Genomic DNA, 23,773 nt, shown 5'->3' on the forward strand with positions numbered 1-23,773 from the left:
CTATTTAGAGCAGGGAGGCTTAACTTCCTTTTCCGCGCCCTTCGGTACCACACAGATAAAACCAAATGATTCTTCACTGCTTACATTAATCCATTGGTGTTCTTCGCCACCGGCAACAAAAATTCCTAAACCTGGATAGAGCTCGTGTTCCTCATTTTTACCTCGAATTTTGCCTTTACCTTGTACGATGAAGACACCGTGTTCATGTTCATGTGAACCATAGCTGCTTTTTCCACCCGGAGGGATCTCGATGTATCGAATTTCAAAGTTAGGTGCTCCCATTTCAGAAGTTACCAGCCAGTAAATCTTGTTTCCTGAACGAGTTTCGCACATATTTTCTGTGTTTCGGCCTGTAATTACCATTCCTGATCATCACCTTTGTTACTAATAACAGAATTTACTCTTACAAAGAGTTTACAAAAGCTGATTGGATTTGTCAACAATCCGCATCAAGTTGATAGCGTCAACTTATTGTAGGTACATTTTCTGAAATCCTCTTCTTTTCCGATTGCACTTTGAACATGGTTTCTTCTTTCCTCTTAAACCTCGCATCCATCCAGAAGGTATGGTGTTGAGATGACTATCTCCTTTCCTCTTTCCTTTTCTCTCTGGATGGTTTTCAGAAGATAAAGTGAAAGCAGGGAGTTTTTGTTTATGGGTTCTCAGGTAGAAACTCCTCACTGATTGCTGGTTGAACTTCATAGCCCGGAGATAGCTCATAGGATCTGCTCCTTTCTTATTCTCATTGCATAGGACGCTGGGAGAGACGAGCAAAGAGTACGTGACTCACATGACCTCGAGCACTAATTCTGAGCTTTAGCTTTTAATAGTGTTTGAAAGCAAGGATACCCTGAAAGGTTACTCTCCCTTCATGGACATAGACTAACTTGGCCAGGAGCCTTTTCTTCTTGCTCTTTTGCTTTACCTTGTTTCTTTGATTCCTTTTCTCTTGAAAGGGTACATGGTCTTCATCTGCTTCGATGAAAAGGTAGGGGAGCTTTTTGAGGGTCTTTGGTCTGGTTTCAGGAAGTTCAGCTTCGGTTTCCTTGCTTAAGTTATGGACTAACCTTTTCACTACCTCAGGGCTCACGGTTACTTCTTGGTTTTCAGGAAGGATATCGCTTCCTGCTTGATGATAGGAAAGCAGGGTAGCTTTCTCGAGGATCAAAGCTTCAAGCAGTGGGTCGATTCTTCTTCTTTTTCGAAAAACCAAGCTCTTCATCCAGGAGGTGCTGGTATTCTCCGGTGTTTTTTCAAATCACCAAAGAGTGTCAGGATGGTCCTTGGGTCATTCCTGCGGATTACTGTGAAACCTTCTCTTTGGGCTTTCTCCTGGTAGATTTCCTGATCCCGAGCTTTTAGAACTGCTTTCAGAATATCTTTGCCAGTACTGTGCATGATTTCCCAGAGCTTTTCTTCAAACTCCTGAAAGTTGATTCCTTTCTCCAGTAACTCCAGAGATACTTCCAGCATCCTCAGTGATGCCTCACCTAAAAATCTTGATGAAATGGATTCGTTGCCTCATTTAAAATTCTATACCAAATTCACCTCCTCAGGGTGAGGAATGGAATCATTTTTCAAGGTAACCATCTCGATCCATTGGTTCTGGATTTTGACGATCCGTCGTTTGAGTTCGGCTGGATTGAGTTCTTCATATTGGTCTTTTAAGGATTGCTTGATGGAGTCATCAATCGATGAGGCGTCAAGAACTCGCATCAGTGGGGTTTTGGCTTCATCATAGTGTTTTTTGACTTTACTATTCACTCGCTCTTTGAAAACCAGTTTGGTAACCGGTTGGAAGAAGTTAGTATAGAGACGAAGAAGGGAATAGAGTTGGTTGAGAAGGAGGAGTTCGTCTTCGGTCTCATAGCGACAATAGCCAACCGTTTTTCTCACCACAGTCCAGTTCTTTTGTTCGACATAACAGTTATCATTCTTTTTAGAAGGTCGAGACCGGGTGAAGACGATCTGTTCTTTTTGACAGTACCGGATGAGTTGGTGATTGATGAATTCTCCTCCATTGTCAGAATCGATTCCTAAAAGAGGAAAGGGAAGCTGGGCTCGGATCTGTTCTAAGGCTTCAAAGACCCATTTCTGAGCTTTGTTTTTGACCGCTTGAGTTTCGGTCCAGCCTGTCAAGACATCGGTCACATCAAGAGTTTGGCAGAAATCCCCACTGGGGTTTCCGCCATCGTGGGCAACCAGATCAATTTCACAGAATCCTGGTCTTTTCTCATCCCAATCGGCAAAGGTACGAACTGGAACCTGGTGTTTAAGGAGAGTCCCGGGTTTGGTGTAGGACCGGGAGATGGGGGTGAACTTTCGTTTTTCCTTTTGGAGAAGCCGATCAATGGTGGCTGGAGAAATAGAAAGAAGTTTGGCTTTGACCTCTTGGGAAAGAACCAGTTCCTCATGCTTTTCCAGTTTTTTGATCATCCAAGGAAGTGAGGGAGCGAGTCTTTTCCCACAGGGGCAATCAAAGATGAGCCAGATCTTTTTTAAAGAAGAAAGGACTTCCTCATCATAGATCTTTTTTCGGTTCCTTTTTACCTTGGTGATGGATCCAATGACTCGATACTTTTTGCCGTTTCGTCCGGTGAGATAGACTTTCCGTCCATGATGAGAAAGGAGCCAGGAGGCATACGTCCGGGTGTATCCAGTGAGATGGACGAGTTCATCCAAGATCTTTCTTTTTTCTTTCTTAGTGGCTTTTTGATACTCGGGTGCCATTTTCTTAATGATTTCCCTTCTGGTATTCATGGTGAGCTTCATTTCGTTACCTCCTGTTTTAAAAAAATCACCTGGAGGTAGAATAGTTTATATCAAGATTTTTAGTTGAGGCAACGATAGGAGTTCATCAAGATTTTAGATGATTCAACTCGGGGGCTTGATGAGAGGCATCCTTCCGTGGTACGCTTGTTCATGGCGGTGTATCTCCTCCTTTCCTTTTCTCAAGGTTTTTCCTCTTAGAAGGGAGGATACATCGCCTTCAACGGAATTTCCACACCTTTTGATTTTACCTCATGGAAAACCGCAAAGATACCCCTGGTGTTGAAGCAAGGGTGGTTCTTCCTTACAAAAAGTGCCTGGTTTAGAGGGGGTAAAAGTGGCAAAGAGGTTAAAGGTGCTTATTGCGGAAGACGAATATGTTAACTTGATGGGTCTTCGGGTTAACTTGGAAGACCTGGGCCATGAAGTAATAGGCGAGGCCAAAGACGGCGAAGAAGCAGTGAGGTTAGCAGCGGAGCTGGATCCCGATTTAATCTTAATGGATATTAATATGCCTGGCATTGACGGCATTCAAGCCGTAGAAGAAATCAACGAAATCAGAGAAGCGGCGGGCAAAGAAATCATCCCAGTAATCATTATCAGCGGGTACCATGACCAGAACTTGGTGGACAGGGCCAATGAAGTGGGTGTTTTTGCCTATCTGGTGAAGCCAGTAAGAGAAGAAGAACTAAAAGTTGCCATCGAGGTTTGCTTGGCCAGGTTTCGTGAGTTTCAGGAGCTGAAAAAGGAATACCAGCGAGTTAAGGATTCCCTGGAAGCACGAAAGCTGATCGAGAAAGCGAAGGGTATCTTGATGTACAGAAATAACCTAAAAGAAGACGAAGCTATGAGGGCACTACAGCGCAAAAGCCGGGATAGCAATAAAAAACTTGTTGATATTGCGAAAGAAATCATAGAGGCAGACAGAATTTTGAGTATTTAGGTGGAAGAAACTCAAGTAAGTTTCCGGCTCTACTGCCCACCTGTGCTATAATAAAAACAAGTTCCTTAAAAGGGGGGGTTTTTGTGAAGAAGTTTCTGGTTTTACTTTTGGTTTGTGTTCTTGGCGTGTCTCTTCTTTCAGCGGCAGCTTTAGCGCAAGGTAAAAAACCTAAAATAGCCTGGTGTCCTGCCATTAGCGACCCCTTTTACTACATGATTGGAAAAGGCATTGAAGATAAGTGCAAGGAACTGGGTCTTGAGCTTTTTGTGGCGGAATATCCCAAGGCCTGGGGTCCTGAAGTGCAGGTACCCATTCTTGAAGCAGTGGCAGCACGCGGAGACATCGATGTGATTATTACTGGACCAACTTCCAAAGAAGCCCTGATTGCGCCTCTTAAAAGAATCTACGATAGCGGTATAGAAATCATTACTGTGGACACCTACATCGGTGATGGTGACTACTCCAAGCCCAGCGAGTATTCTTTCCCGCTTACTTTCATCGGGACTGATAACTTCCAGGGTGGAGTGGAGATAGCCCATCGTCTTGCTGAGATGATTGGCAAAAAGGGCAAGGTTTTTGTGGAAACTACCAACCCCGATGTGTCAAGCGTTGTGGAACGAGTGGAGGGCTTCAAGAAGGGAATTTCTGAGTATCCGGATATCGAGCTGGTGGGCGTTGAGTACTGCCTGGACATTCAGGAAAAGGCTCAGCAACAGGTTGCTGCGGCATTGCAAGCCAATCCGGACATCGTGGGCATTTTCGGCACCAATCTTTACAGTGCACAGGGAGCGTATCAGGCGGTGGTGAATGCCGGCCTGAAAGGTGCAGTGAAGATTGCTTCCTGGGACGCTACTGAAGACCTCATCAAAGCCCTGCGGGAGGGCAAGGTGGACCTGGTGTTGGCTCAGAAGCCTTATGAGATGGGAACCCTGGCTGTGGAATGGGCCTACAAATATTTTGTAGAGGGTCAGGAAGTTCCCAAGCGCATCGTTCCTGGTTTCTTCTTCTTCACCAGGGAAAACGTGGACGATCCGGAGGCACAGCAGTACATCTACAAAGTAGATTAACGAGGCGATTTTTAGGAGAAACGGCGCTAAGCGCCGTTTCTCCCTCTCTTTGCGATGCTTGCAAACTCAGGGCGTTATTCACAGTTAGCTGGTAGGCTTGGTGAAAGCTGGGTTTATCTGTTTCTGGTTTTCTTGGTGGTTCTTTTTGGCTTTACGGGGCGGGGCTTTTTTGCGGTTAAAACCCTCAACAACATCCTGATCAGTTCTTCTCCTGCGTTACTTCTTGCTGCAGCAGAAACTTTTGTCATCATTACCGGGGGCATTGACCTTTCGGTGGGCTTTGTACGGGGTCTGGTTTCGGTCATTGCCGCCATAGTGATGCGCGACCTTTTTGCTCTGCATTTCTCTCCTGCCTTTTCCATTTTCTGCGGTGTCCTGGTGGGAGTGGGGTTGAGCTTTTTGCCAGGGCTTTTAAACGGCGTCCTGGTGGCCAAGTTTAAAGTTCCTCCTTTTATTGCCACTTTGGGTACTTATGGCATTGCCAACGGCTTTGCGCTGCGCTATAGCAAGGGTTTCCCAGTCACCTTTTTACCACCTCAGGTGGGCGAAATTGGCAACGGTTTTCTGGCTTATTATTTTCCGGGAGAAGGCTTTAGCTTTTTCAGAAGCCCTATTGGTTTTTTGGATGAGCGGGTGAGGGATCTGGTAGGTATTGGCCCTTACGCCATCATCATTGTAGGGGTTATCCTTTATGTCTTTGCCTTTCTGCTTTCCCGGACTCAGTTTGGCCAGCATACCTATGCCATCGGAGGAAACATTGATGCCGCCCGCCGGGCAGGCATCAACGTAGAGCGCCACTTAATCAAGGTTTACATGATTTCCTCGTTTCTTTCTGGTTTGAGTGGAATTATGTCGATTTTCATTTTTTCCATTGGCACTCACACGCAATTTGCGTCGAGCTTAGAGCTTTTTGCCATTGCCGCGGTGGTAATCGGTGGGGCCAGTCTCATGGGAGGTAAGGGGAGCATTGCTAAGACAGTGGTGGGAGTGTTTATTTTGTCGGTTCTTGAGGTAGGCTTTTTAACTTCGGGTATCATGCCTTTTTACCGCTACATTGCGGTAGGTGCTATTCTGATTTTTGCTGTGATTGTGGATCAAATCTTGCCTGAGCTGGGCTTTGAATAGGAGAGATTGCGGTGCAGATTCTGAGCGTTCGGAAAAAGCACTGGCTGGAAACCTTTGGCAGGTACTGGATCCTTTTCTTCCTGATCGGTGAAGCTGCTTTCTTCAGTCTTACCGGTATGGGGTTTTTCAGTGCCAGGAATTTCCAGAACATCCTGGTTACTTCCACCACCATCCTTTTGCTCGCTGCTGGGGAAACTTTTGTAATCATAAGCGGTGGGATTGACCTTTCAGTGGGCTTTGTGATGGGTTTTTCCTGTGTGGTGTGTGCCAAAATCATGGTTACTCTGCAGGCCCTGGGTTTGGCCGAGCCGCTGGCTATCTTGCTGGGGATTGGTGGTTGCCTGCTCATCGGGCTTTTACCAGGTTTTGTCAACGGATTTCTGGTAGCCAGGATGCGCGTTCCACCCTTTATTGCCACTTTCGGGATGTATGGCATCGCCTATGGTTTTGCCGAGATTATAAGTGGTAATGTCCCAATAGCCAACCTTCCCAAAATGGTGGGCTTCATCGGTAACGGCTATCTCCTGTATTATTTGCCAGGGAAAGCACTTACCTGGCTGAGTCCTCCTCAAGGCATCAGTAGAGCCGAGATACGAGAACTGATTCCCCTTATTCCCAACGTTTTCTTTTTCGCACTTCTGGTGGTTCTGGTCTTTGCCTTTCTGCTTTCCCGGACTCAGTTTGGCCAGCACACCTATGCCATCGGAGGAAACATTGATGCCGCCCGCCGGGCAGGCATCAACGTAGAGCGCCACTTAATCAAGGTTTACATGATTTCCTCCTTTTTTGCAGCGCTTGGTGGAGTGATGTATACCCTGCGTTTCGTTACCGGGAGAGCTGATGCAGGTGCAGCCAGAATGCTGGACTCAATCGCTGCAGTGGTAATCGGCGGAGCCAGCCTTTACGGGGGCACCGGGACCATGATTGGTTCCATACTGGGGACGCTGATCATCGGGATTCTGGAGACGGGAATGGTAAACCGGGGTTTGCCCACCTATAATAAGTACATCTGGGTAGGTATCATCCTGGTCATGGCGGTTTTGATTGACCAGTTTTTCCTGGAAGAGCACAGAAAGGAAGGTTGAAGGCAGTGGAGGAGAGAAAACCCCTTCTGGAAGTGCGGGACATTGTCAAGCGCTTTGGCGGTCTGGTAGCGGTGAACCGGGTGAGTATGGAAGTGTATCCCGGAGAGGTGGTTGCTCTTCTCGGGGACAACGGAGCGGGTAAGTCGACGCTGATTAAGGTAATATCCGGGGTGTACCGGCCTGACGAAGGGCGCATTTTTTTTGAAGGAAAAGAGGTAAAAATCCAGAACCCTATGGACGCCATCCGGCTGGGTATTGAGACCATTTATCAGGACCTGGCACTGGCTGAGAACCTGAATGTGTACTCTAACATTTTTCTGGGCAGAGAGAAGCTGAAAAAGTGGCTGGGCCTGGTCTCTGTCCTGGACCATGACTATATGCTTGAGGAATCCAGGAAGATTCTGGACCGCCTGGGCATTGAAATCGCTTCACTCAAGAGCAAGATCAAGAACCTCTCGGGTGGCCAGAGGCAGTCGGTAGCCATTTCACGTTCTATTTACTGGAATGCTAAGCTGCTCATCATGGACGAGCCCACTGCCGCGCTGGGCGTTGCTGAACAACGCAAGGTTCTGGACCTCATCCGCACCCTTCGGGAACAGGGAGTGGCAATAATCATAATCAGCCATCAACTCTACGACGTTTTCCAGGTGGCTGATCGCATGGTTGTCCTGCGTCGCGGTGAGAAAGTTGGGGAGCGCTTGCGAGAAGAGACCACTCCTGAGGAAATAACCAGCCTGATCATTGGTGCTGAGCTGGTGGAGGAAGATAGGAGAGCATAAGCGCTCCGGTTTATGGCCAATTATCTGGGTTTTGTGGTGCGCTTGCAGGAGACCCCGTTTTAAAGCTTCACTACGAGCAAAAGGCTTCCAGTAGGTAACTTTTTTCTGCTCATTTGGAAAAACGTTTTCCTAAAATACCTTTTCGAGTTTTTCTTTTAGCTTCTCTTTTTCAGATATTTTGGGGTTCTGGAACCAGCAACTTGCCTTGAATAGCCCTTTTAGAAATCCCGAAAAAAACAAACCCGTGATTGACGAGACAGGAAAATGGTGGTAAAATTTGGAAAAACGTTTTACAAAGGAGTAATTTTTAGTGCTGAAAGCATCGGTTGAGGACGTAAGAAAAGCTATACGACTTGAAAAACCTGCTCTTATTCCTCAACTCGAATACCTTGCTCATCCCGAATTTCAAAGAAAAGTGAGCGGCATCGACCCCTATGAGGAGCCCGAAAAGAGCCTGGTAGAGACTTATAGAAAGCTGGGTATCAACCTGGTGTGGCATACTGCTTCAGTGGATTTTCCGGAAGAAGAGGAAAAGAAAGCAGTGTATCAAAAAACTCCCTGGGGTAGTGGAGAAAGCATTTGGAGGAAACCACCCTTTGAAAGTGTGGAAGAGGTTTTAAATTATTCCCCGCTTAAAGCACACTCCAAGACCAAGGAACAGAGAAAGCAGGAATTAGAGAGAGAATGGCGTGAACAAAATAGAATGTGGGAAGGAGTAGCTCTGGTTCCTGGGGGTATTTATACCACTCTTTTTATGTGGGGAGTGGAGACCTTTGGCTGGGAACTGTTCATGGAAGCGGCTGTTTCTGCTCCAGCACGCTTTGAAGAAATAATGCAGGAATTTTTTGAAGTTTCCAAGCGGGACTTTGAAGCCTATGCGGAAATTGAAGGGGTGGAACTTTTTATAAGTCATGATGATCTGGCCATGGCTTCCGGGCCCATTTTTTCGCCTCGCTGGTTGGAGAAAAACGTTATTTCCCGCTATGGAGAGCTCTGGAGACCCCTTAAAGAAAAGGGGATAAAGGTCCTTTTCTGTTCAGATGGGAACTATTCTTCTCTTGTGGACCTCATTGCCGAACAGGAACCTGACGGCTTTATTTTTGAGTCTTCGGTTTCCATGGAAATGATGGTTGAAAAGTTTGGGGATTCAAAAATCCTGGTTGGCAACATTGATTCCCGGGTATTAACAATTGGCACTCCGGAAGAGGTGAGAGATGAGGTTCGGCGTTCGATGCTCTGTGCTCGCGACTGCCCCGGATACATCGTTAACTGTACTGGTCACCTTCCTCACAATATACCCCTTGAGAACATGTTTGCCTATTTTGACGAAGTTCAAAAATGGAGAGTAAGGTGAAAATTTCTATGAAAAAGGGATCCAGAGACTCGAAACCTACCATAGTTGATGTAGCTCGTCTGGCTGGGGTTTCTCCGGCTACTGTCTCTCATGTACTCAATAAAACCAAAAAGGTAACTCCTGAGACTGAAGAAAAGGTGCTTCAGGCGGTAAAAACTTTGCGGTATCAAAAAAATGCTCTGGCTTCTACCCTACGTTCGCGCAACTCTCAGGTAATCGGTTTTGTGACTTCGCAACTCCACAGTATTTTCTGGTTAAGAGTTATCCGTGCTGTTGAATACACTCTTTCTCAAAATGGCTATCAGATGTTTCTGGGATGTAGCTATGGCGACCCAGCGAGGGAGCTACAGCTCATTGAAAGCATGCTTCAGAGTATGGTGGGAGGGGTTATAATTGCAACTTGCATTAACGAAATTAATGAAAAAGAACTCCCTATAAGTTCCCAGATTATGAACTTTCTTGAGGAACGCTGTGTTTTTGTGGATACCTATCCTTCAGGCATGAACGTTGATTTTGTAGGGGTTAATAACGAAGAGGCTTCTTTCCAGCTTGTCGAGCTTCTTCTCAAGAAAGGTTACCGCAGGATAGCCATGGTGAATGGTGACCACCGGATTTTAACTGCACGGGAGCGGAGAAATGGTTTCTTCAAGGCTTTAGAGGAATACGCTGTTTCTGTGGATGAGCGGTACGTTTTCGAAGGCAAAAATCTTGGTAAGAGAACTGGTCTTGAGGGAGCAAACTATCTATTATCGCTTGATTCTCCGCCGGAGGCAGTTTTTTCAGCAAGTGGCAATTTGACGGTAGGTTTTTTGGAAGGTTGTAGGGAAAAGGGGGTGAGAGTTCCTGAGGATATTGAACTGGTGGGTTTTGATGATATTGAGTGGACTCCAGTGATTGAGCCGTTTTTAACCTGCTGTGTTCAACCTTCGTGGGATATAGGAGAGACCGCTGCTTCTTTACTTCTTGAAAAAATCCAGGAAAAAAAGGAAGGAAGAGCTAAGAGAGAAATACGTCTGAAATGTGAGATGGTGATTAGGGATACTTTCCAGCAAGGATAGGGAGTTTGTCCAGAAATTGCAAAATTTGGAGCCTGGTGTTTAGCGTTAAAAATTAAATTCTCAAAATGAGGGAGGGATTGGTAATGAGGAAAACAAGTTTTCTGGTATTTCTGAGTGTTGCATTGGTTTTGCTTTTGAGTTTCGCTGTTCTGGCAAAAACCAGCATCAGGGTTACCTGCATACCTGGTCCTACAGCAGAGAGACTCCAGGCACAGGCCAAAGCTTTTATGGAGAAAAATCCCGATATAGAAGTGGTTATTGATGTGGCTGGTGGAGCAGAAGAAGTTTACAAACCCAACTTCCCGGTCATTGCTGCTTCTCCGGATCGCCCAGATATGGCCTGGTACTGGGTTGATGGCAGACAGTATCAGGACCTGGTTGCGGCTGGTTTGCTGGTGCCACTTGATGACCTGTATGAATCTGAAGGATGGAACGAAGTGCTTCCCCAGTCTACTCTGGAAAAGTATACCAGCCCTAACGGTCACAAATATGCAGTAAATGTGACTGTGGTCTGGTATCCTCAGGTCTACTACAACAAGAAAATCTTTGAAGAAGCAGGAGTAGTACCACCTCAAACATCTTATGTTGCTTATGCATCGAATCAGGAATGGTATGATGTGATTGGCAAAATAAGAAATGCAGGATACGAGCCGGTATCCTTCGGTGGCAAAGAAGGGTGGATCATTGGTCATACTCATGACACACTCTTGCAAAGAATGGTACCCCAGGAACTTTTGAACGATTTCTACAACAACTGGCGTCCTGGCTGGGAACCCAAGGTGCGTTACACCGATGAAGCCTGGTTGCAGGTTGACCGGATGCTCCTTGAGTGGAAAGAAAAGGGCGTATTTGCTGAAGGTTTCCTGAGCAGAAGCTATCCAGAAGGCAGGATGCTCTTTGTCCAGGGTAAAGCTGCTATGTATCAGGATGGCTCCTGGGGAGTAGGTATACTTCGTAATGAGGCACCTGAGCTTGATTTTGGCTGGATGCTGTATCCCAAGATAAAGCAGGAAATTGATCCCAAATTCTTGCTTTATGCGGGCAACGGTATGATGATTCTCAAAGGTACTAAACATCTTGACGCTTGTAAAGAGTTTCTGAAGTTCATAATGAGCAGAGAAGGACAGGAACTCGGTTTTCGGGTAACCACCGAATTCCCGAGCCGGCTGGATATTGATACCAGCCTTATACAGGAAATCGCCGACCCTTTAGTTTATGAAATGTGGTTGAAACTTCAAGAAATTGGATCTTCCACTGGATGGGATGATCCAGTGCCTGCAGAACTCGCCGAAAGAAGCTTTATCCTCTTCCAGGAAATGCTCTCTGGGATGAGGACTCCTGAATCAGTAGGACAGGAACTGGAAGCCATTGCTGAGAGGTATCGTTCTAAAAAGAAGTAAATGCAACGCGCAAGCTGCCTCCCGTTCCCTTTTTTGGAAACGGGAGGCCTAATTTACCAAATTGGGGGATACCTTTATGAAACTGGGAAGTCGCAGGAAATGGATAGGCTATGCTTTTGTATTGCCCGCCTTTTTCTTCATGGCAGTTTTTATTCTTTATCCCCTTATAGAGAGTTTGATATTGAGTTTTTATGATTGGACGGGCATTAGTGCAAAGACCTTTGTGGGTTTTGAGAACTTTCGTTATTTACTTAAAGACCGCGTGTTCTGGCTGGCTCTGAAAAACAATCTTATCTTTACTGTTTTGGCTACCGCAGGTACGGTTATCTTAGGCTTTTTCCTGGCAGTGGCTATAGAACGCAGGGTAAAGGGCTGGTGGTTTTACAAGGTAGTTTATTTTTTACCGGTTATGGTTTCCATGACTGTAGTAGGACTTCTGTGGGGCAGATTGCTTGACCCCACCTTGGGTCCTGTAAATTTCCTGCTTAAAAAGCTGGGTGTCGCTTCGCCGCCTTTCTGGTTGGGTGATCCCAAAACTTCACTTTTAAGTATCATAGGGGTTGCTATCTGGCAGTATGCGGGTTTTCCTATGATTATTCTGCTTGCGGCCATGGAAAACATACCCCTTGAGATTCATGATGCGGCTACCATCGATGGAGTAAGCGAATGGCAGAGAATACGGTACGTAATATTTCCGCTTATAAAACCAGTCTTTTTGATGATTACTGTTTTGCAGATCATTTTCTCTTTTAAGGTGTTTGACATTGTTTGGGCCATGACTCAGGGAGGCCCTGGAGATTCTTCCATAGTTTTGGGAGTTTACCTTTATAAAGCTGCTTTCCGGTATACTCGCTTTGGTTACGGAGCGGCCATTGCAGTTGCCATGTTTCTGATAATTTTCCCGCTGTCTTTGCTTTATATCCGATTGACCCGCCTTGAAGAGGCAGTCGAAGAATAGACCTGGGGGAGAAAAGCATGGTTAGAAAACGTCTGGTACGGATTGGTTACTTTGTTATGTTGTTCTTTCTGGTGTTCTGGGCAATTGCGGAGCTTTTCCCGATTGTTTTTCTTTACCTGACGGCAATGAAAACGGACGAAGAAATTATGAACAATATTCTTTTGCCTCCTCGAAGGCCCTCTTTCAAGAACTTCATCCTGGCCTGGCGAGGGGGAAATCTGGGGGTTCCCATTAGCAGGTATTTCTTAAACAGCGTCATTGTAACGGGTGGCACTCTGCTTTTTTTGACTTTCTTGGGAGCGATGGCTGGCTATGGTCTCTCGCGGTATCTTTTCCCTGGCAAAAGCTTCTTCCAGAAATTTTTGATATTTGCTTTGGCTGTGCCTGCCCATGCCACCCTGATTCCCGTTTTTCACTTTTTGGGGAGGTTTGGGTTGCGCAATAACTACCTGGGGCTGATTTTTGTTTACACCGCTTTCTGGCTACCCTTTACCATTTTGATGCTCTATTCCTATTTTGGCTCTTTTCCCAGGGAACTGGAAGACGCAGCCCGAATCGATGGTCTTTCCGAGCTGGGCACTTTTTTCAGGATTGTAGTTCCCGTCTCTAAAGGTGCTTTGAGTAGCGTTTCAATTGTGAATTTCGTGGGTATCTGGAGTGAGCTTCTTTTTGCCTTTTTGATTATGAACCGCGAAAAGATGAAAACCATAACCGTGGGAGTGCTCTCTTTCCGGGGTCAGTATGAAGTGCAGTGGAGCTTCATGTTTGCCACCATGGCCATCGCAGCTCTGCCCACCATCATATTTTTCCTGATTTTCCAAAAACAGATTACCAAAGGAATGCTCCTTGGGTCTTTCAGGTAGGTGAGGGGACATTGATGAGGGCTAAAGAGAGAGTACTCAGGATGCTAAATAGAGAAAAAGTAGACCGGATTCCCCTTGATTTCTGGGCGACTCCTCGGATGCAAGAGCGACTTTGCAGGGAACTTTCTTTAGATGACGAGGGGCTTTTGCAGTATTTTGGTATTGATTTTCGTACCGTTGAGCCCCGCTATGTTGGTCCTCCCCTTGAGGAGAGAAACGGAATGCAGAAAAACGTGTTCGGGGTTTGGGAAAAAGACGGCTTTCTGGGTTACGGTGAAGCGCCTCTTCAAAAGGCTTCAACTCCCGAAGATGTCGATGCTTATCCGTTTCCTGACCCAGAGTGGTTTGAGGTGGCCCATCTTAAAGAGCAATGTAGAAAATACAAGGATTTTGCTTTACGGACTGCTCCTGCGTGGGGTACCTGGTGGGCTTCTTTTCAGCTTTCTCAGGCGCTTCGAGGTGTAGAAAGGTTCTTCATTGACCTGCTGGAAAATGAAGAGCTGGTTAATCGCCTTCTTGACCGCATTACTGAGTTTACCCTGCGGGTTAATGAAAAGGTTTTTGAAGCCACCCGGGGCTATCTCGATGTTTATTTTCTGGGTGATGATTATGGCTGTCAGAGGGGACTTCTCATCAGTATAGAGCTGTGGAGAAAGTATTTTAAGCCCCGCATCAAGCTTTTGTGTGAGCAGGCGAAAAGCTATGGCCTTCGAGTTATGTTCCATTCCTGCGGCGCTATAGCGGAGCTAATTACTGAGTTAAGCGAAGCTGGCGTTGACATCATCAATCCTTTGCAAACCAGAGCAAATGGTATGCATTTTGGGAACCTTTCCAGGTTTAAGGATTTAGTGGCCTTTCATGGAGGTATTGATACTCAGGAGTTGCTTCCTTTTGGAAGCGAAGAAGAAGTTCGCCAGGAGGTGAGAAAAGCTATTTCTGCGCTGGCTTCATCTGGTGGAGCTTATATCCTGGCCAGCAGCCAGGAGCTAATGCCAGATATCCCTGTAAAGAACGTGATTGCCATGTATGATGAAGCTCGAAAAATAAAGTTTTGAGGAGGAAAAATTATGAGTCCTTTACCATTTCGCCAGGTACATTTGGACTTCCATACCTCTCCCTTTATCCCTGATGTTGCTCAGGATTTTGATCCTGAAGAGTTTGCCCAGACCCTCCTTGAAGCCCGGGTGAACTCCATCAACATCTTTGCTCGCTGCCATCATGGATACTGCTATTATCCAACCAAGGTAGGCAAAATGCACCCTTCTCTCAAGCGAGACCTTCTGGGGGAGATGATTGAAGCCCTGCACCAAAGAGGTATTCGCTGCCCCATCTACACCTCAGTAGTCTGGGATGAACTCTCTGCTTCTGAGCATCCTGACTGGAGACAGATTGATTCTCAGGGTAAACTCATAGGTCGGGCACCACTTGAGAGTAAAGGTTGGCAGTTTTTATGTCTGAACTCTCCTTATATGGACTATCTGGAAGAGCACGTTAAAGAGCTCATGGAGCTCTATGGAGCAGAAATTGATGGCCTTTGGTTTGACATCATTATCCAGCATCCCGATGGCTGTTTCTGTCCCCACTGCCAAAAGAGCATGCGTGATAAGGGCTTACGAGTCGATGTGAAAGAAGACCGCTTACAACACAACCTGCTTGTAGAAAGGAAAGCCATGCAGCGCCTCTCACAGCTTGTAAAGAGTAAACTTCCTGAAGCCCTGGTGGTCTTTAACTGCCGGGTGCGTCTGGATCGGCGGACGGGAAAAGGGATAAGAAAAGAACTTGACTATATGACGCATCTTGAAATTGAATCTCTGCCTTCAGGCATATGGGGATATTTACATTTTCCAATGTATGCTCGTTACTTTGCTCCTTTTGACAAAGAGATAGTAGGTATGAACGGGCGTTTCCACCTTGCGTGGGGAGATTTTGGAGGCCTCAAAAACCAGGCAGCTCTTGAATATGAGTGTAATCGCATGATTGCCTTTGGTGCTAAGTGTTCAGTTGGAGACCAGCTGCATCCTCGGGGGAAACTGGACAGGGTAACCTATGAAAAAATCGGTGCCGTGTATCGGGAAGTTGAAAAGAAAGAACCTTTCTGCAAAGACGCAAAGCTTAGGGCCGAAATAGGCGTTCTGGTTAATTCAGTCACCGAGGGAGCAGCCCTGGGATTTTCACAGTTTTTTGGTTTGGAAGCCGACGAAGGTGCCACCAAAATGCTTATGGAGCTGCATGAACAGTTTCATCTTATTGATGAGGAATCCGATTTTGATGCTTACCGGGTGATTATCGCTCCCGACGGAGTGCCTTTCAGTACGTCTTTGCAGGACAAGCTTTCTCGCTTTCTTGAAAAGGGTGGCGCGTTGCTTCTCACCCATCGCTCAGGTCTTAGCCCTGAATCTGAGAACTTTGCCATTCCTGGCTTCAGGCTGGACTACCTGGGGGATTTAGAGTTTGACGTCGATTATTTTCGCCCAGACATTGAAAAAGTAGAAGGATTGGACCCAGAATACGATTACGCTCTCTATGGCAAGGGCAGCCGGGTGGTTGCTCAGGAAGGGGAAGTGCTTGCTTACCTGGTTCATCCTTATTTTAACCGCAGCTGGGAAAAGTTTTGCTCTCATCGGCAAACTCCCCCAGACCGCAAATCTTCGGATCCTTTCTGGGTAAGAAAAGGGAGAGTTATTTATATCTCTCATCCCCTGTTTACGCTTTATCGGAAGTATGCATATTTACCCTATAAGTTAATTATCAAGCATTCGTTGAGGGCTTTGCTTCCTGAGCCCCAGCTTGTCGCAGAGAATGCACCTTCTGCTTGCGAAATTACGCTTCTTGAGCAGGAAAAAGAGAGGCGGGATGTCATCCACCTTCTTTTTTATGTTCCTGAGCGTCGGGGGAAAATAGACGTTATCGAAGACCTGGTTCCTCTCAGGAATGTGGTTTTGAAGTACCGAACGCCACAAAAACCCAGAAGGGTGTACCTTGCTCCAGATGGTGAGGAGCTTGCCTTTCAGTGGAAAGACAACTATGCCCTTTTCTCGGTGCCTGAATTTGAAGGACATCAAATGGTGGTGGTTGAGAAATGACTGAAGAGTTTTTGTATTCAGAAACTTCCCTTGAAAAGCCCTCTCCCCAGAGGTTGCTTGCTATCCTGGATTTTAAGGAACCAGATAGGGTGCCGCATCTTGAGTTCTGGATAACCAGTAAAGCAGTTTATGAGTATGTGTTGGGCAGAAAACTTAATTACCAGATCATCGACGCCAGAGAAGGACAAAAAAGCATTGCTCCGGAAGACGAGGTCGAGTTTGCCTTTCGAATTGGTATGGATGCTGTCCCCTGCAATTTTTCTTGGCGTCCGGGTAATGTTTTTAAAAAAGCCTCCGATGGCACCGAGCACTATGTTGGGGGTCGAATTAAGACCTGGGAAGACCTTGAAACTCTGGAACCTCCTCCTCCCCTTGAAGAGCAATTAGCTCTTCTTGAGCGCTACCTTGAAGCAGGCAAGAAGTACGGAGTAGGCATATTCCCTAACTTTACTTCCTTTTTTGATTCGGCGCAGCTTGCTATGGGGTATGAGTATTTCCTTTACCAGATTTACGATAATCTGGCGCTCATTGAAAAGCTCATGGACATTCTCCTTGAACATCAGGTTAAGGTGGTGGAAGCAGTATTTCGGTATTATGGCGACAGGCTCCTTTTTATGATGGTTAACGATGATATTGCGTATAATTCGGGTCTGGCAGTGAGGCCTGAATTGTTTAGAAAGCTTTTCTGCGAGCGCTTCAAAGCCCTGACCGAGCCCGCTCGAGCGCAGAGTAAGAAAATCGTGATGCACACTGATGGAAAAATGGACCAGGTTCTTCCCATTCTGTATGAGCTGGGAGTGGGAGCTGTGCATCCCTGTGAGCCGGAGTCAAACGACATTTATGAATTGAAAAAGAAGTGGTATGGGAAAGTAGCTTTGATAGGTAACATTCACACACCTCTTCTTGCCTACGGGAGCAAAGAGGAGATTGAGGAAGACGTCAAAGAACACCTGACCAGACTGGCGCCCGGTGGTGGGTACGTACTTTCTTCCTCAACCAGCATATTCGAAGGTATACCTCCTGAAAACTTCCTGCACATGGTTCGTTGCGTGCACCGTTTTGGAGTGTATGAAAAGCTCCGGGGAGGTGCTTGAGCGAAACTGGTTCACTGCTTCCCGGACTGACTTTTCAATGAGAGTTCTGGTGTATAATTGAGAAAAAACGTCTGGAGGCGTAATTCTTTGGACACCTACCACAAAGAATGGATAGACCTGCGCAGTGACACGGTAACGCATCCCACACCTGAGATGCTGGAGGCCATGGTTTCTGCCCGGGTGGGAGACGATGTGTATGAAGATGACCCCACGGTTAAAGAGCTCGAAGCACTGGGAGCGGAGATGGTGGGTAAAGAAGCCTCTCTCTTTGTTCCCTCGGGTACCTTCGGGAACCAGTTGGCCATTTTGACTCACACTCAGCGTGGAGACGAAGTCATCGTTCCAGAAAGCAACCACATCGTGGAACATGAAGTAGGGGCTATGGCGGTTATTTCCGGGGTGCAACTGCGCACCCTGCGTGATGACCGGGGAAGGGTCAGTGTGGAAGACTTGGAAAGAGTTTATCGGGAAGAAGACATCCACCATCCCCGCACCGGCTTGATTTGCATGGAAAATGCCCATTCTTCAGGTTCGGTGGTACCCCTTGAGAACCTGGAAGAAGTGCATCGGTTTGCTCGCGCAAAAGGAGTGCCTGTTCACTTGGATGGTGCCCGGATTTTCAATGCTGCCTGCCATCTCAAAGTAAGCGCTTCACAAATTGCCCAGTATGCCGATTCGGTAATGTTCTGTCTTTCCAAAGGGTTGTGCGCTCCCGTGGGCTCTTTGCTTGCCGGAAGCAAAGAGTTCATCAAAAAAGCCCGCAAAATGCGGAAACTCATGGGTGGAGGCATGCGCCAGGTTGGCTATCTGGCTGCAGCGGGCATGGTTGCTTTAAAGGTTATGCCCCAGAAGTTAGAGGAAGACCACAGGAAAGCTCAACTGCTTGCCCGCAAACTCTCCAGGATAGAGGGAATAGAGGTTTTCTTTGACCGCCTGGATATTAACATGGTTTTCTTCCGGGTTAGTCGGAGTGGTTTTTCGGATGCTGATTTTGTGCAGTTTTTGCTTCAGCGAGGTATTAAAATCAACCCGCCCATGAAGGGAGAGTACCGCCTGGTCACTCATTACTGGATTTCTTACCCGGCCATAGAACACACCGTTTCTTCGATAGCCGAGTTTATGGAGAAAGCACGGGGGTGATGGAACTACCACTCCCTGCTTCCCAGCCACCAGCCAGCAAGCCACCCAAAAAGGAAGTTAGAGGAAGTGACTTCTACAAAGTGAGCGTTGCGAATGGATGGAGGTAGATAGGGGTTGGGAAGCAGCAGTAAAAATCCCATCAGCACCGAAAAAAGCAGAGCCGAAAGCAGAGCCTTTTCCCACCGCTTCCCTCTGGTAACTTTGGTAATGAGCAAGGCCAGTGCCGCAAAGGCAAGGCCGCGCAATACCTGAAAGGGTAAAATCCAGGCGGGGAGGCTGAGCCCGGCATAAAATTCCTGGAAAGCTTGAGCAGCTAAGGGCCTGAAGACGAAAAGACCAAAGGATAGGTAGATGCCCACGTAAAGGAGAGCAAGTGCCAGCAGTTTCGCAAATACCCTTTTTTGCGAAACACTGGCTGAAGCAACTTTTGTTGGTAGTTCTTTCTCAAGCAGCTTACCGTGTATCGCAAGCAGAAAAAAGCTAAAAATGAGTGCGGTCAGAAAACCCTGGAGAAAAAAGCGAGGCACCATCGTAGCGGGTACTACAGAGACCAGGTAGCGGAGAAAGACCAGAGTTTCCGCCTGGGAAAGAGCAGTAGCTATACCAAAAAATACCGTGAAAGTAGCAAGGTACAGTTTCCATCCCCTGTATCGGGAGCGGACCACCAAGTAGCTGAGTACAGTAGCTTGAGCTAAGCTGACCAGAAAGACTGCAGGTAAAAAGGCCGTGCTTTCTGTAGTGGTGCCTATTCCGGATAAAAAGGAAGCAATTGCCTGGGAAAGCAGAAGACAGAAAGTAAGCACCATTAATTTGGTTATCCATGAAAGGAAATTCAGCCTTTTCATCGCTTTTACTCCCGCAAACAGTGTAGCACAGTTTCACATCTTTGCTTAAATCGACTTTTGTTTGCGTTCCGATTTTGTGATGCACGGGGGACTGTGTTTTTCGGATTTTCTTTTCGGCAAAAAACCTGGGATAGCGTGAAACAGTAAAGGGGGTCACTCATTGGAAGGTGGTGGGGGCGAGTGCGATAAAGCCAGTATGCTGGGGAGCAATTGAATTGTTTTAAAAAAGAGCGCAGGAAGCGTATGGCAGCCAATTGACCAGGGTTGTTATTTTTAGCCCTTGTGCAAGAGAGGAAGGTTCAGACATCGACCTTTTGGCGCTTTTGAAAAATGTTGATAACTTTTGGGAAAAAGTGCACCGTCTCTCAAGCATTGCCTATGAGGTGTTTGAAGGGCTGGATTATCAAGTGTTGCTCTCTGTAATTCCTGGTACTGAAGATGAATTTGAGAGCATGGCTACTCCTCTTTTTGAATATCAAGCGTGAAGGGATAACTGTGTAAAAGAAGAAATTGAGGGGTAACTGCTTTTATTGAGATAAAACCTTTGTTTGTGTTGACACAAAAAAGAATTTCCCATACAATGTTTGTAAACAATTGTTCTGAACATATGCTCGAGGGGAGAGGTTCTTGATTCAGCGAGAGAAAGAAGAGAAGGAATTGCTCTTGCTGTATGAAATTGCCCGCCTGTACTACGAGGACGGCCTTACCCAGGAAGAAATTGCTCAGCAAACCGGGTTTTCACGTTCACGTATGCAACGTCTTCTTGGAGCAGCTCGGAAAGAAGGTATTGTAGAAATACGCCTTGTATGTCCGGTGTCTCCCTTTACAGAATTCGAAGAGCGGTTGATGGAAAAGTTTGCTCTTCGGAAGGCTATCGTTGTTCCCGCTCCTACTCAACCCTATTATTTTATTTGTCGTAGCATTGGCAGAGCAGCGGCAAGGTACCTGGAATCCCTCCTTAGGGAGGGTGATTTTTTAGGTATCGGTTGGGGAAGAACGGTTCGTGAGGTCTGCAGGCATTTTAAAAAAGAAGTGGCTGTTAATATTCTTCCACTTATTGGGGCGGTGGGTCAGGTTGATATGGATTTTCAGGTTAATGAACTTGGTTCTCAGCTTGCCAGAAAAATTGGAGGTTTCTTTGTTCCTTTTTACGCTCCTGCCCTGGTAGATCATGAGAAAATTGCTCAGGCACTTTTTTCTGACCAGAGTGTACGCAGAGTAGAAGAATTGTGGGATAAAGTGAATGTGGCTGTTCTGGGCATGGGAGATCCGCGGTGGGAAGGGTCTATGGTTCCCAAATTTTTCTTGGATGACCCTGCTTCTTCTGCTATTTTGCAAAGGAAAGAGGTAGTCGGTGATATTCTATTTCATTTTCTCTGCAAGGATGGCACGCTTGCTGATTTGGAGTTTGACCGTCGGGTGGTGAGCATTCCTCTGGAAAAACTCAAAAAGATTCCCTGGGTAGTCGGGGTGGCTGGTTCAGCGAGAAAGGCGGAGATTGTTAAAGCGGCTCTTCGGGGAGGATATATAAATGTTCTAATAACTGATGTGGGACTGGCCAAAGCTCTGTTGGAAGAATGTAGTAAAGCTTGAAAAAGGGGGTGAGAAGAAAGAAGTTGCCTAACGATTTTTGAGATTTTGAGAGAATTTTCCCAATAAAATTGAGAAGGAGGGAAATCGTGATGCGTAAGTTCATCGTGATGAGTTTGGTGGTATTTTTAGTGTTGGCGATGTCAGTTGCCTATGCGGATATTACTCTCACCAATGCTTCAGGGGAAACTATAACTTTCACTGATGAAGAAATTGGAACCATCGCTGCTTCCGGGGAAAAACCTTTTGAAGGAGTTACCATTACGGTAACGGTCAACCAGGGCGGACCAAAGGGAGGCATTTCGGGTCCCCTTTATGAGTGGCGTGATGCATGGGAACAGATTACCGGCGCTAAGCTAAACATTGTGGAAATTCCTTATGCGGAACACTACCCCAAGGTTATGACCGATCTTATGACTGGTACTGGACAGTATGACGGATTCTTTATTGGTTCGGACTGGATGGGCGAACTGGTTGCGGGAGAGTACATTATTCCCATCGATGACTATATGAAAGATCCTCGTTTCCCCAAGTGGGATCCTGATTCTCTACCGCCATCCATTCGTACCCTTTATACCTGGGGCGATAAGTGGTATGGTCCTCTCAACGACTGCGATGGCCAAATTCTCTATTATCGCAAGGATATTCTCACTAATCCTGATTATCGAGCAAGATTCAAGGAAAAATATGGATATGAATACAATATTCCTCCCAAAACCTGGGATGAGCTCTATGATATTTCCGAATTCTTCAACGGTTGGGATTGGAACAACGATGGAGAAGCTGATTCTGGAATCGTGATGCATCTTAAAGTTGGTGCTCAGGGGATGTATCACTATGCTTCCCTGTCTGCGCCTTTCTGCATTTTGCCTGGAGAAAAAGTTGATAAATATCATAACGTGTATTGGTTCGATCCTGAAGATATGACTCCGCTCATAAACAGCGAAGGTCACGTAAAAGCCCTGGAGTTTCAGCTCAAGCTTCAAAAAACCGGTCCTGATGCTCAGGTAGCCTGGAGTCTTGGTGAAGCCTGGGATTACTTCCTGCGAGGGAAAGCAGTGTTTACCTTTTCCTGGGGAGACGTGGGGTCTCTGGTCCAGGATGAGACCCGCTCCAAGATTAAAGGTAAGCTGGGTTGTTCCATTCTTCCTGGAAGTTACGAAGTGTATGACCGCTCACAAGGAGCTTTTGTAAAATTTGAGACACCCAATGTTTGGGGCAACACCACCGGTGGCTCCTGGCACGGTGTAATTTCGGCTCTTTCCAAACATCCCGAGGTTGTATATCATCTTCTTGCTTTCCACGCTACCAACAAAATCAGTCTCTGGAACGTACAGCGAGGCTGGACAGGTGTTGACCCGGGTGCCAAGTTCCATTTCCTGCCACCTTATGGTACGGCAAAACTTGAGGACTATGTGGCTAATGGGTTCGATCCCGAAGATGCCAAAGAATATCTCAAAGCCTACTATGACAACTTCTTTGCCCCCAACGTTGCTCCCTATCTCAGAATTCCTGGTGGTAATGAGTACTGGGTAGCCTTGGACCGCCATCTTTCTGAAGCCTATACTGGCCAGGTTTCGGCTAAGGAAGCTCTTGACCGAGTGGCCAGAGACTGGGAAGATATTACCAACCGCTATGGTAGGGATGAGCAACTCGAAGTCTACCAGGAATCCATTGGTTACGAGAAATAGCGCTGTTGCTTGAGGGAGGGGGAATACCCCTCCCTCTTTTGAGGAGGGTTGAAGAATGGAGCGAAGGCGAAAGCGCGTTAAATATTTTTTTATATTTCCCTCAATCATCTGGGTTCTTTCCTTTACCATCTTTCCGCTTATTTATTCTTTTAGTCTGACTTTTTTCAGGGTGCGGCTTGGAAGACCAGCGCGCTTTGTTGGCCTGGCCAATTTTGCTCGTATTCTCAGCGATTACAAAATGTGGAACGCTCTGCGTATTACCCTGCTTTATGTGGCTGTTACAGTGGCTATCCAGGTTGTTCTTGGCCTTTTGATTGCTCTTCTTTTCCATCAGGAGATGAAAGGCAAGTCGCTTTTCAGGGCCTTACTTATTCTTCCTATTTTCTGTACCCCAGTTGCAGTGGGATATCTGGGGCTCACCGTTTTCTATGAAGAAGGTGGTCCTATAAACAGCATTCTTATGAGCATTTTGGGAATGAAAATACCCTGGCTTTCTAACCCTTTTTGGGCCTGGTTAGCTATTATTCTTCTTGATGTTTGGCAATGGACCCCTTTTTGCTTTCTGGTTATCCTTGCTGGATTACAATCGCTTCCCGAAGAGATTTACGATGCTGCCTATCTCGATTCCTCTTCAGAATGGGAGATATTCCGCAAAATTACCTTTCCCATGGTGCAGCCAGTGGTAATCATTGTTTTACTTTTGCGACTCATTGAGTCTTTTAAAATCTTTGATGTGGTATACAGTCTCACTGGTGGTGGTCCGGCAACCTCGACCGAAGTGTATTCCCTTTTCACCTACCGTACTGGCTTGAAATTCTTTGACTTTGGTTATGCTTCGGTCCTTGGTTATCTTTTGCTGGCTATAGTGATGGTGGCAGTGAACATCTTCTTCCGCAGGGTACGCGAGGTCTATGAATAGGAGGGTTTGC

At 46.5% G+C, this 23,773-nt stretch carries 23 protein-coding genes; 18 read left to right on the plus strand and 5 right to left on the minus strand.

Going from position 1 to position 23,773, the window contains the following annotated elements; genetic code table 11:
- From ACKTT1_RS02005 to ACKTT1_RS02020, 4 genes are all read right to left on the minus strand, one after another.
- On the minus strand, window positions 1–363 hold the full coding sequence (locus ACKTT1_RS02005) for a cupin domain-containing protein (RefSeq protein WP_412709985.1): 363 nt from the start codon (window positions 361–363) through the stop codon (window positions 1–3).
- Between the two features lie 460 nt (window positions 364–823).
- Window positions 824–1,222 carry a UPF0236 family transposase-like protein gene (locus ACKTT1_RS02010; RefSeq protein WP_412709986.1) on the minus strand — a complete coding sequence of 133 codons (399 nt, stop codon included), beginning with the start codon at window positions 1,220–1,222 and terminating at the stop codon, window positions 824–826.
- Window positions 1,219–1,473, minus strand: coding sequence for a UPF0236 family transposase-like protein (locus tag ACKTT1_RS02015; protein ID WP_412709987.1), 255 nt, complete (start codon window positions 1,471–1,473; stop codon window positions 1,219–1,221). Before ACKTT1_RS02015 ends, ACKTT1_RS02010 begins: the two co-directional genes overlap by 4 nt.
- A 60-nt stretch (window positions 1,474–1,533) precedes the next feature.
- A complete protein-coding gene (locus ACKTT1_RS02020; RefSeq protein WP_412709988.1) occupies window positions 1,534–2,772 on the minus strand; it encodes a transposase family protein in 1,239 nt (412 codons plus the stop codon).
- Between the two features lie 334 nt (window positions 2,773–3,106).
- Here ACKTT1_RS02020 and ACKTT1_RS02025 point away from each other — a divergent pair, with 334 nt between their 5' ends.
- The 14 genes from ACKTT1_RS02025 (at window position 3,107) to ACKTT1_RS02090 (ending at window position 18,718) form a co-directional block, all read left to right on the plus strand.
- Window positions 3,107–3,712, plus strand: a complete 606-nt coding sequence (locus tag ACKTT1_RS02025) for an ANTAR domain-containing response regulator (RefSeq protein ID WP_412709989.1) — start codon at window positions 3,107–3,109, stop codon at window positions 3,710–3,712.
- Between the two features lie 83 nt (window positions 3,713–3,795).
- The gene (locus ACKTT1_RS02030) at window positions 3,796–4,779 is read left to right on the plus strand and encodes an ABC transporter substrate-binding protein (protein ID WP_412709990.1); all 984 of its coding nucleotides are present in this window, start codon (window positions 3,796–3,798) and stop codon (window positions 4,777–4,779) included.
- A gap of 54 nt (window positions 4,780–4,833) precedes the next feature.
- Window positions 4,834–5,904: an ABC transporter permease gene (locus ACKTT1_RS02035; protein WP_412709991.1), complete on the plus strand. Its 1,071-nt coding sequence runs from the start codon at window positions 4,834–4,836 to the stop codon at window positions 5,902–5,904.
- Window positions 5,905–5,915: 11 nt separating this feature from the next.
- Window positions 5,916–6,989: an ABC transporter permease gene (locus ACKTT1_RS02040; protein WP_412709992.1), complete on the plus strand. Its 1,074-nt coding sequence runs from the start codon at window positions 5,916–5,918 to the stop codon at window positions 6,987–6,989.
- A gap of 5 nt (window positions 6,990–6,994) precedes the next feature.
- The gene (locus tag ACKTT1_RS02045; protein ID WP_369017787.1) at window positions 6,995–7,768 is read left to right on the plus strand and encodes an ATP-binding cassette domain-containing protein; all 774 of its coding nucleotides are present in this window, start codon (window positions 6,995–6,997) and stop codon (window positions 7,766–7,768) included.
- A 310-nt stretch (window positions 7,769–8,078) separates the two neighbouring features.
- The gene (locus tag ACKTT1_RS02050; RefSeq protein WP_412709993.1) at window positions 8,079–9,122 is read left to right on the plus strand and encodes a uroporphyrinogen decarboxylase family protein; all 1,044 of its coding nucleotides are present in this window, start codon (window positions 8,079–8,081) and stop codon (window positions 9,120–9,122) included.
- Window positions 9,123–9,130: 8 nt separating this feature from the next.
- Entirely contained in the window at window positions 9,131–10,180 is a 1,050-nt protein-coding gene (locus ACKTT1_RS02055; protein ID WP_412709994.1) for a LacI family DNA-binding transcriptional regulator, read from the plus strand.
- A gap of 83 nt (window positions 10,181–10,263) precedes the next feature.
- A complete protein-coding gene (locus tag ACKTT1_RS02060) occupies window positions 10,264–11,580 on the plus strand; it encodes an ABC transporter substrate-binding protein (protein ID WP_412709995.1) in 1,317 nt (438 codons plus the stop codon).
- Window positions 11,581–11,656: 76 nt separating this feature from the next.
- Window positions 11,657–12,538 (plus strand): carbohydrate ABC transporter permease, encoded by an 882-nt coding sequence (locus ACKTT1_RS02065; RefSeq protein WP_412709996.1) that lies wholly within the window; start codon window positions 11,657–11,659, stop codon window positions 12,536–12,538.
- 17 nt (window positions 12,539–12,555) lie between these two features.
- Window positions 12,556–13,401, plus strand: a complete 846-nt coding sequence (locus tag ACKTT1_RS02070; protein ID WP_412709997.1) for a carbohydrate ABC transporter permease — start codon at window positions 12,556–12,558, stop codon at window positions 13,399–13,401.
- Between the two features lie 14 nt (window positions 13,402–13,415).
- On the plus strand, window positions 13,416–14,456 hold the full coding sequence (locus ACKTT1_RS02075; RefSeq protein WP_412709998.1) for a uroporphyrinogen decarboxylase family protein: 1,041 nt from the start codon (window positions 13,416–13,418) through the stop codon (window positions 14,454–14,456).
- Window positions 14,457–14,468: 12 nt separating this feature from the next.
- Complete coding sequence (locus tag ACKTT1_RS02080) at window positions 14,469–16,484, plus strand: alpha-amylase family protein (RefSeq protein WP_412709999.1); 2,016 nt, start codon at window positions 14,469–14,471, stop codon at window positions 16,482–16,484.
- Window positions 16,481–17,578: a uroporphyrinogen decarboxylase family protein gene (locus tag ACKTT1_RS02085; protein ID WP_412710000.1), complete on the plus strand. Its 1,098-nt coding sequence runs from the start codon at window positions 16,481–16,483 to the stop codon at window positions 17,576–17,578. The genes ACKTT1_RS02080 and ACKTT1_RS02085 overlap by 4 nt, the downstream gene beginning before the upstream one ends.
- Before the next feature lie 153 nt (window positions 17,579–17,731).
- Window positions 17,732–18,718 carry a threonine aldolase family protein gene (locus tag ACKTT1_RS02090; protein WP_412710534.1) on the plus strand — a complete coding sequence of 329 codons (987 nt, stop codon included), beginning with the start codon at window positions 17,732–17,734 and terminating at the stop codon, window positions 18,716–18,718.
- Between the two features lie 5 nt (window positions 18,719–18,723).
- Here ACKTT1_RS02090 and ACKTT1_RS02095 read toward each other — a convergent pair whose 3' ends face one another.
- Window positions 18,724–19,563, minus strand: coding sequence for a hypothetical protein (locus ACKTT1_RS02095; RefSeq protein WP_412710001.1), 840 nt, complete (start codon window positions 19,561–19,563; stop codon window positions 18,724–18,726).
- Window positions 19,564–19,817: 254 nt separating this feature from the next.
- Between ACKTT1_RS02095 and ACKTT1_RS02100 the strand changes: the two genes are divergently transcribed.
- The 4 genes from ACKTT1_RS02100 (at window position 19,818) to ACKTT1_RS02115 (ending at window position 23,763) form a co-directional block, all read left to right on the plus strand.
- The gene (locus tag ACKTT1_RS02100; RefSeq protein WP_412710002.1) at window positions 19,818–20,048 is read left to right on the plus strand and encodes a hypothetical protein; all 231 of its coding nucleotides are present in this window, start codon (window positions 19,818–19,820) and stop codon (window positions 20,046–20,048) included.
- Between the two features lie 142 nt (window positions 20,049–20,190).
- Window positions 20,191–21,156, plus strand: coding sequence for a sugar-binding transcriptional regulator (locus ACKTT1_RS02105; protein WP_412710003.1), 966 nt, complete (start codon window positions 20,191–20,193; stop codon window positions 21,154–21,156).
- 89 nt (window positions 21,157–21,245) lie between these two features.
- On the plus strand, window positions 21,246–22,844 hold the full coding sequence (locus ACKTT1_RS02110; RefSeq protein WP_412710004.1) for an extracellular solute-binding protein: 1,599 nt from the start codon (window positions 21,246–21,248) through the stop codon (window positions 22,842–22,844).
- A gap of 55 nt (window positions 22,845–22,899) precedes the next feature.
- Window positions 22,900–23,763, plus strand: coding sequence for a carbohydrate ABC transporter permease (locus ACKTT1_RS02115; protein ID WP_412710005.1), 864 nt, complete (start codon window positions 22,900–22,902; stop codon window positions 23,761–23,763).
- The last annotated feature ends 10 nt before the right edge of the window (window positions 23,764–23,773 follow it).

It is taken from the genome of Atrimonas thermophila, assembly GCF_045864955.1.
Lineage (GTDB): Bacteria > Atribacterota > Atribacteria > Atribacterales > Thermatribacteraceae > Thermatribacter > Thermatribacter velox.

Excerpts from the sequence above, each read along its gene's own strand:
- ACKTT1_RS02070 (WP_412709997.1), top strand. The coding sequence starts at position 12,556 with ATGGTTAGAAAACGTCTGGTACGGATTGGTTACTTTGTTATGTTGTTC.
- ACKTT1_RS02035 (WP_412709991.1), top strand. The coding sequence starts at position 4,834 with ATGCTTGCAAACTCAGGGCGTTATTCACAGTTAGCTGGTAGGCTTGGT.
- ACKTT1_RS02005 (WP_412709985.1), bottom strand. The coding sequence starts at position 363 with ATGGTAATTACAGGCCGAAACACAGAAAATATGTGCGAAACTCGTTCA.
- ACKTT1_RS02095 (WP_412710001.1), bottom strand. The coding sequence starts at position 19,563 with ATGAAAAGGCTGAATTTCCTTTCATGGATAACCAAATTAATGGTGCTT.
- ACKTT1_RS02060 (WP_412709995.1), top strand. The coding sequence starts at position 10,264 with ATGAGGAAAACAAGTTTTCTGGTATTTCTGAGTGTTGCATTGGTTTTG.
- ACKTT1_RS02080 (WP_412709999.1), top strand. The coding sequence starts at position 14,469 with ATGAGTCCTTTACCATTTCGCCAGGTACATTTGGACTTCCATACCTCT.
- ACKTT1_RS02090 (WP_412710534.1), top strand. The coding sequence starts at position 17,732 with ATGCTGGAGGCCATGGTTTCTGCCCGGGTGGGAGACGATGTGTATGAA.
- ACKTT1_RS02020 (WP_412709988.1), bottom strand. The coding sequence starts at position 2,772 with ATGAAGCTCACCATGAATACCAGAAGGGAAATCATTAAGAAAATGGCA.
- ACKTT1_RS02065 (WP_412709996.1), top strand. The coding sequence starts at position 11,657 with ATGAAACTGGGAAGTCGCAGGAAATGGATAGGCTATGCTTTTGTATTG.
- ACKTT1_RS02055 (WP_412709994.1), top strand. The coding sequence starts at position 9,131 with ATGAAAAAGGGATCCAGAGACTCGAAACCTACCATAGTTGATGTAGCT.
- ACKTT1_RS02015 (WP_412709987.1), bottom strand. The coding sequence starts at position 1,473 with ATGCTGGAAGTATCTCTGGAGTTACTGGAGAAAGGAATCAACTTTCAG.
- ACKTT1_RS02110 (WP_412710004.1), top strand. The coding sequence starts at position 21,246 with ATGCGTAAGTTCATCGTGATGAGTTTGGTGGTATTTTTAGTGTTGGCG.
- ACKTT1_RS02075 (WP_412709998.1), top strand. The coding sequence starts at position 13,416 with ATGAGGGCTAAAGAGAGAGTACTCAGGATGCTAAATAGAGAAAAAGTA.
- ACKTT1_RS02115 (WP_412710005.1), top strand. The coding sequence starts at position 22,900 with ATGGAGCGAAGGCGAAAGCGCGTTAAATATTTTTTTATATTTCCCTCA.
- ACKTT1_RS02085 (WP_412710000.1), top strand. The coding sequence starts at position 16,481 with ATGACTGAAGAGTTTTTGTATTCAGAAACTTCCCTTGAAAAGCCCTCT.
- ACKTT1_RS02010 (WP_412709986.1), bottom strand. The coding sequence starts at position 1,222 with ATGAAGAGCTTGGTTTTTCGAAAAAGAAGAAGAATCGACCCACTGCTT.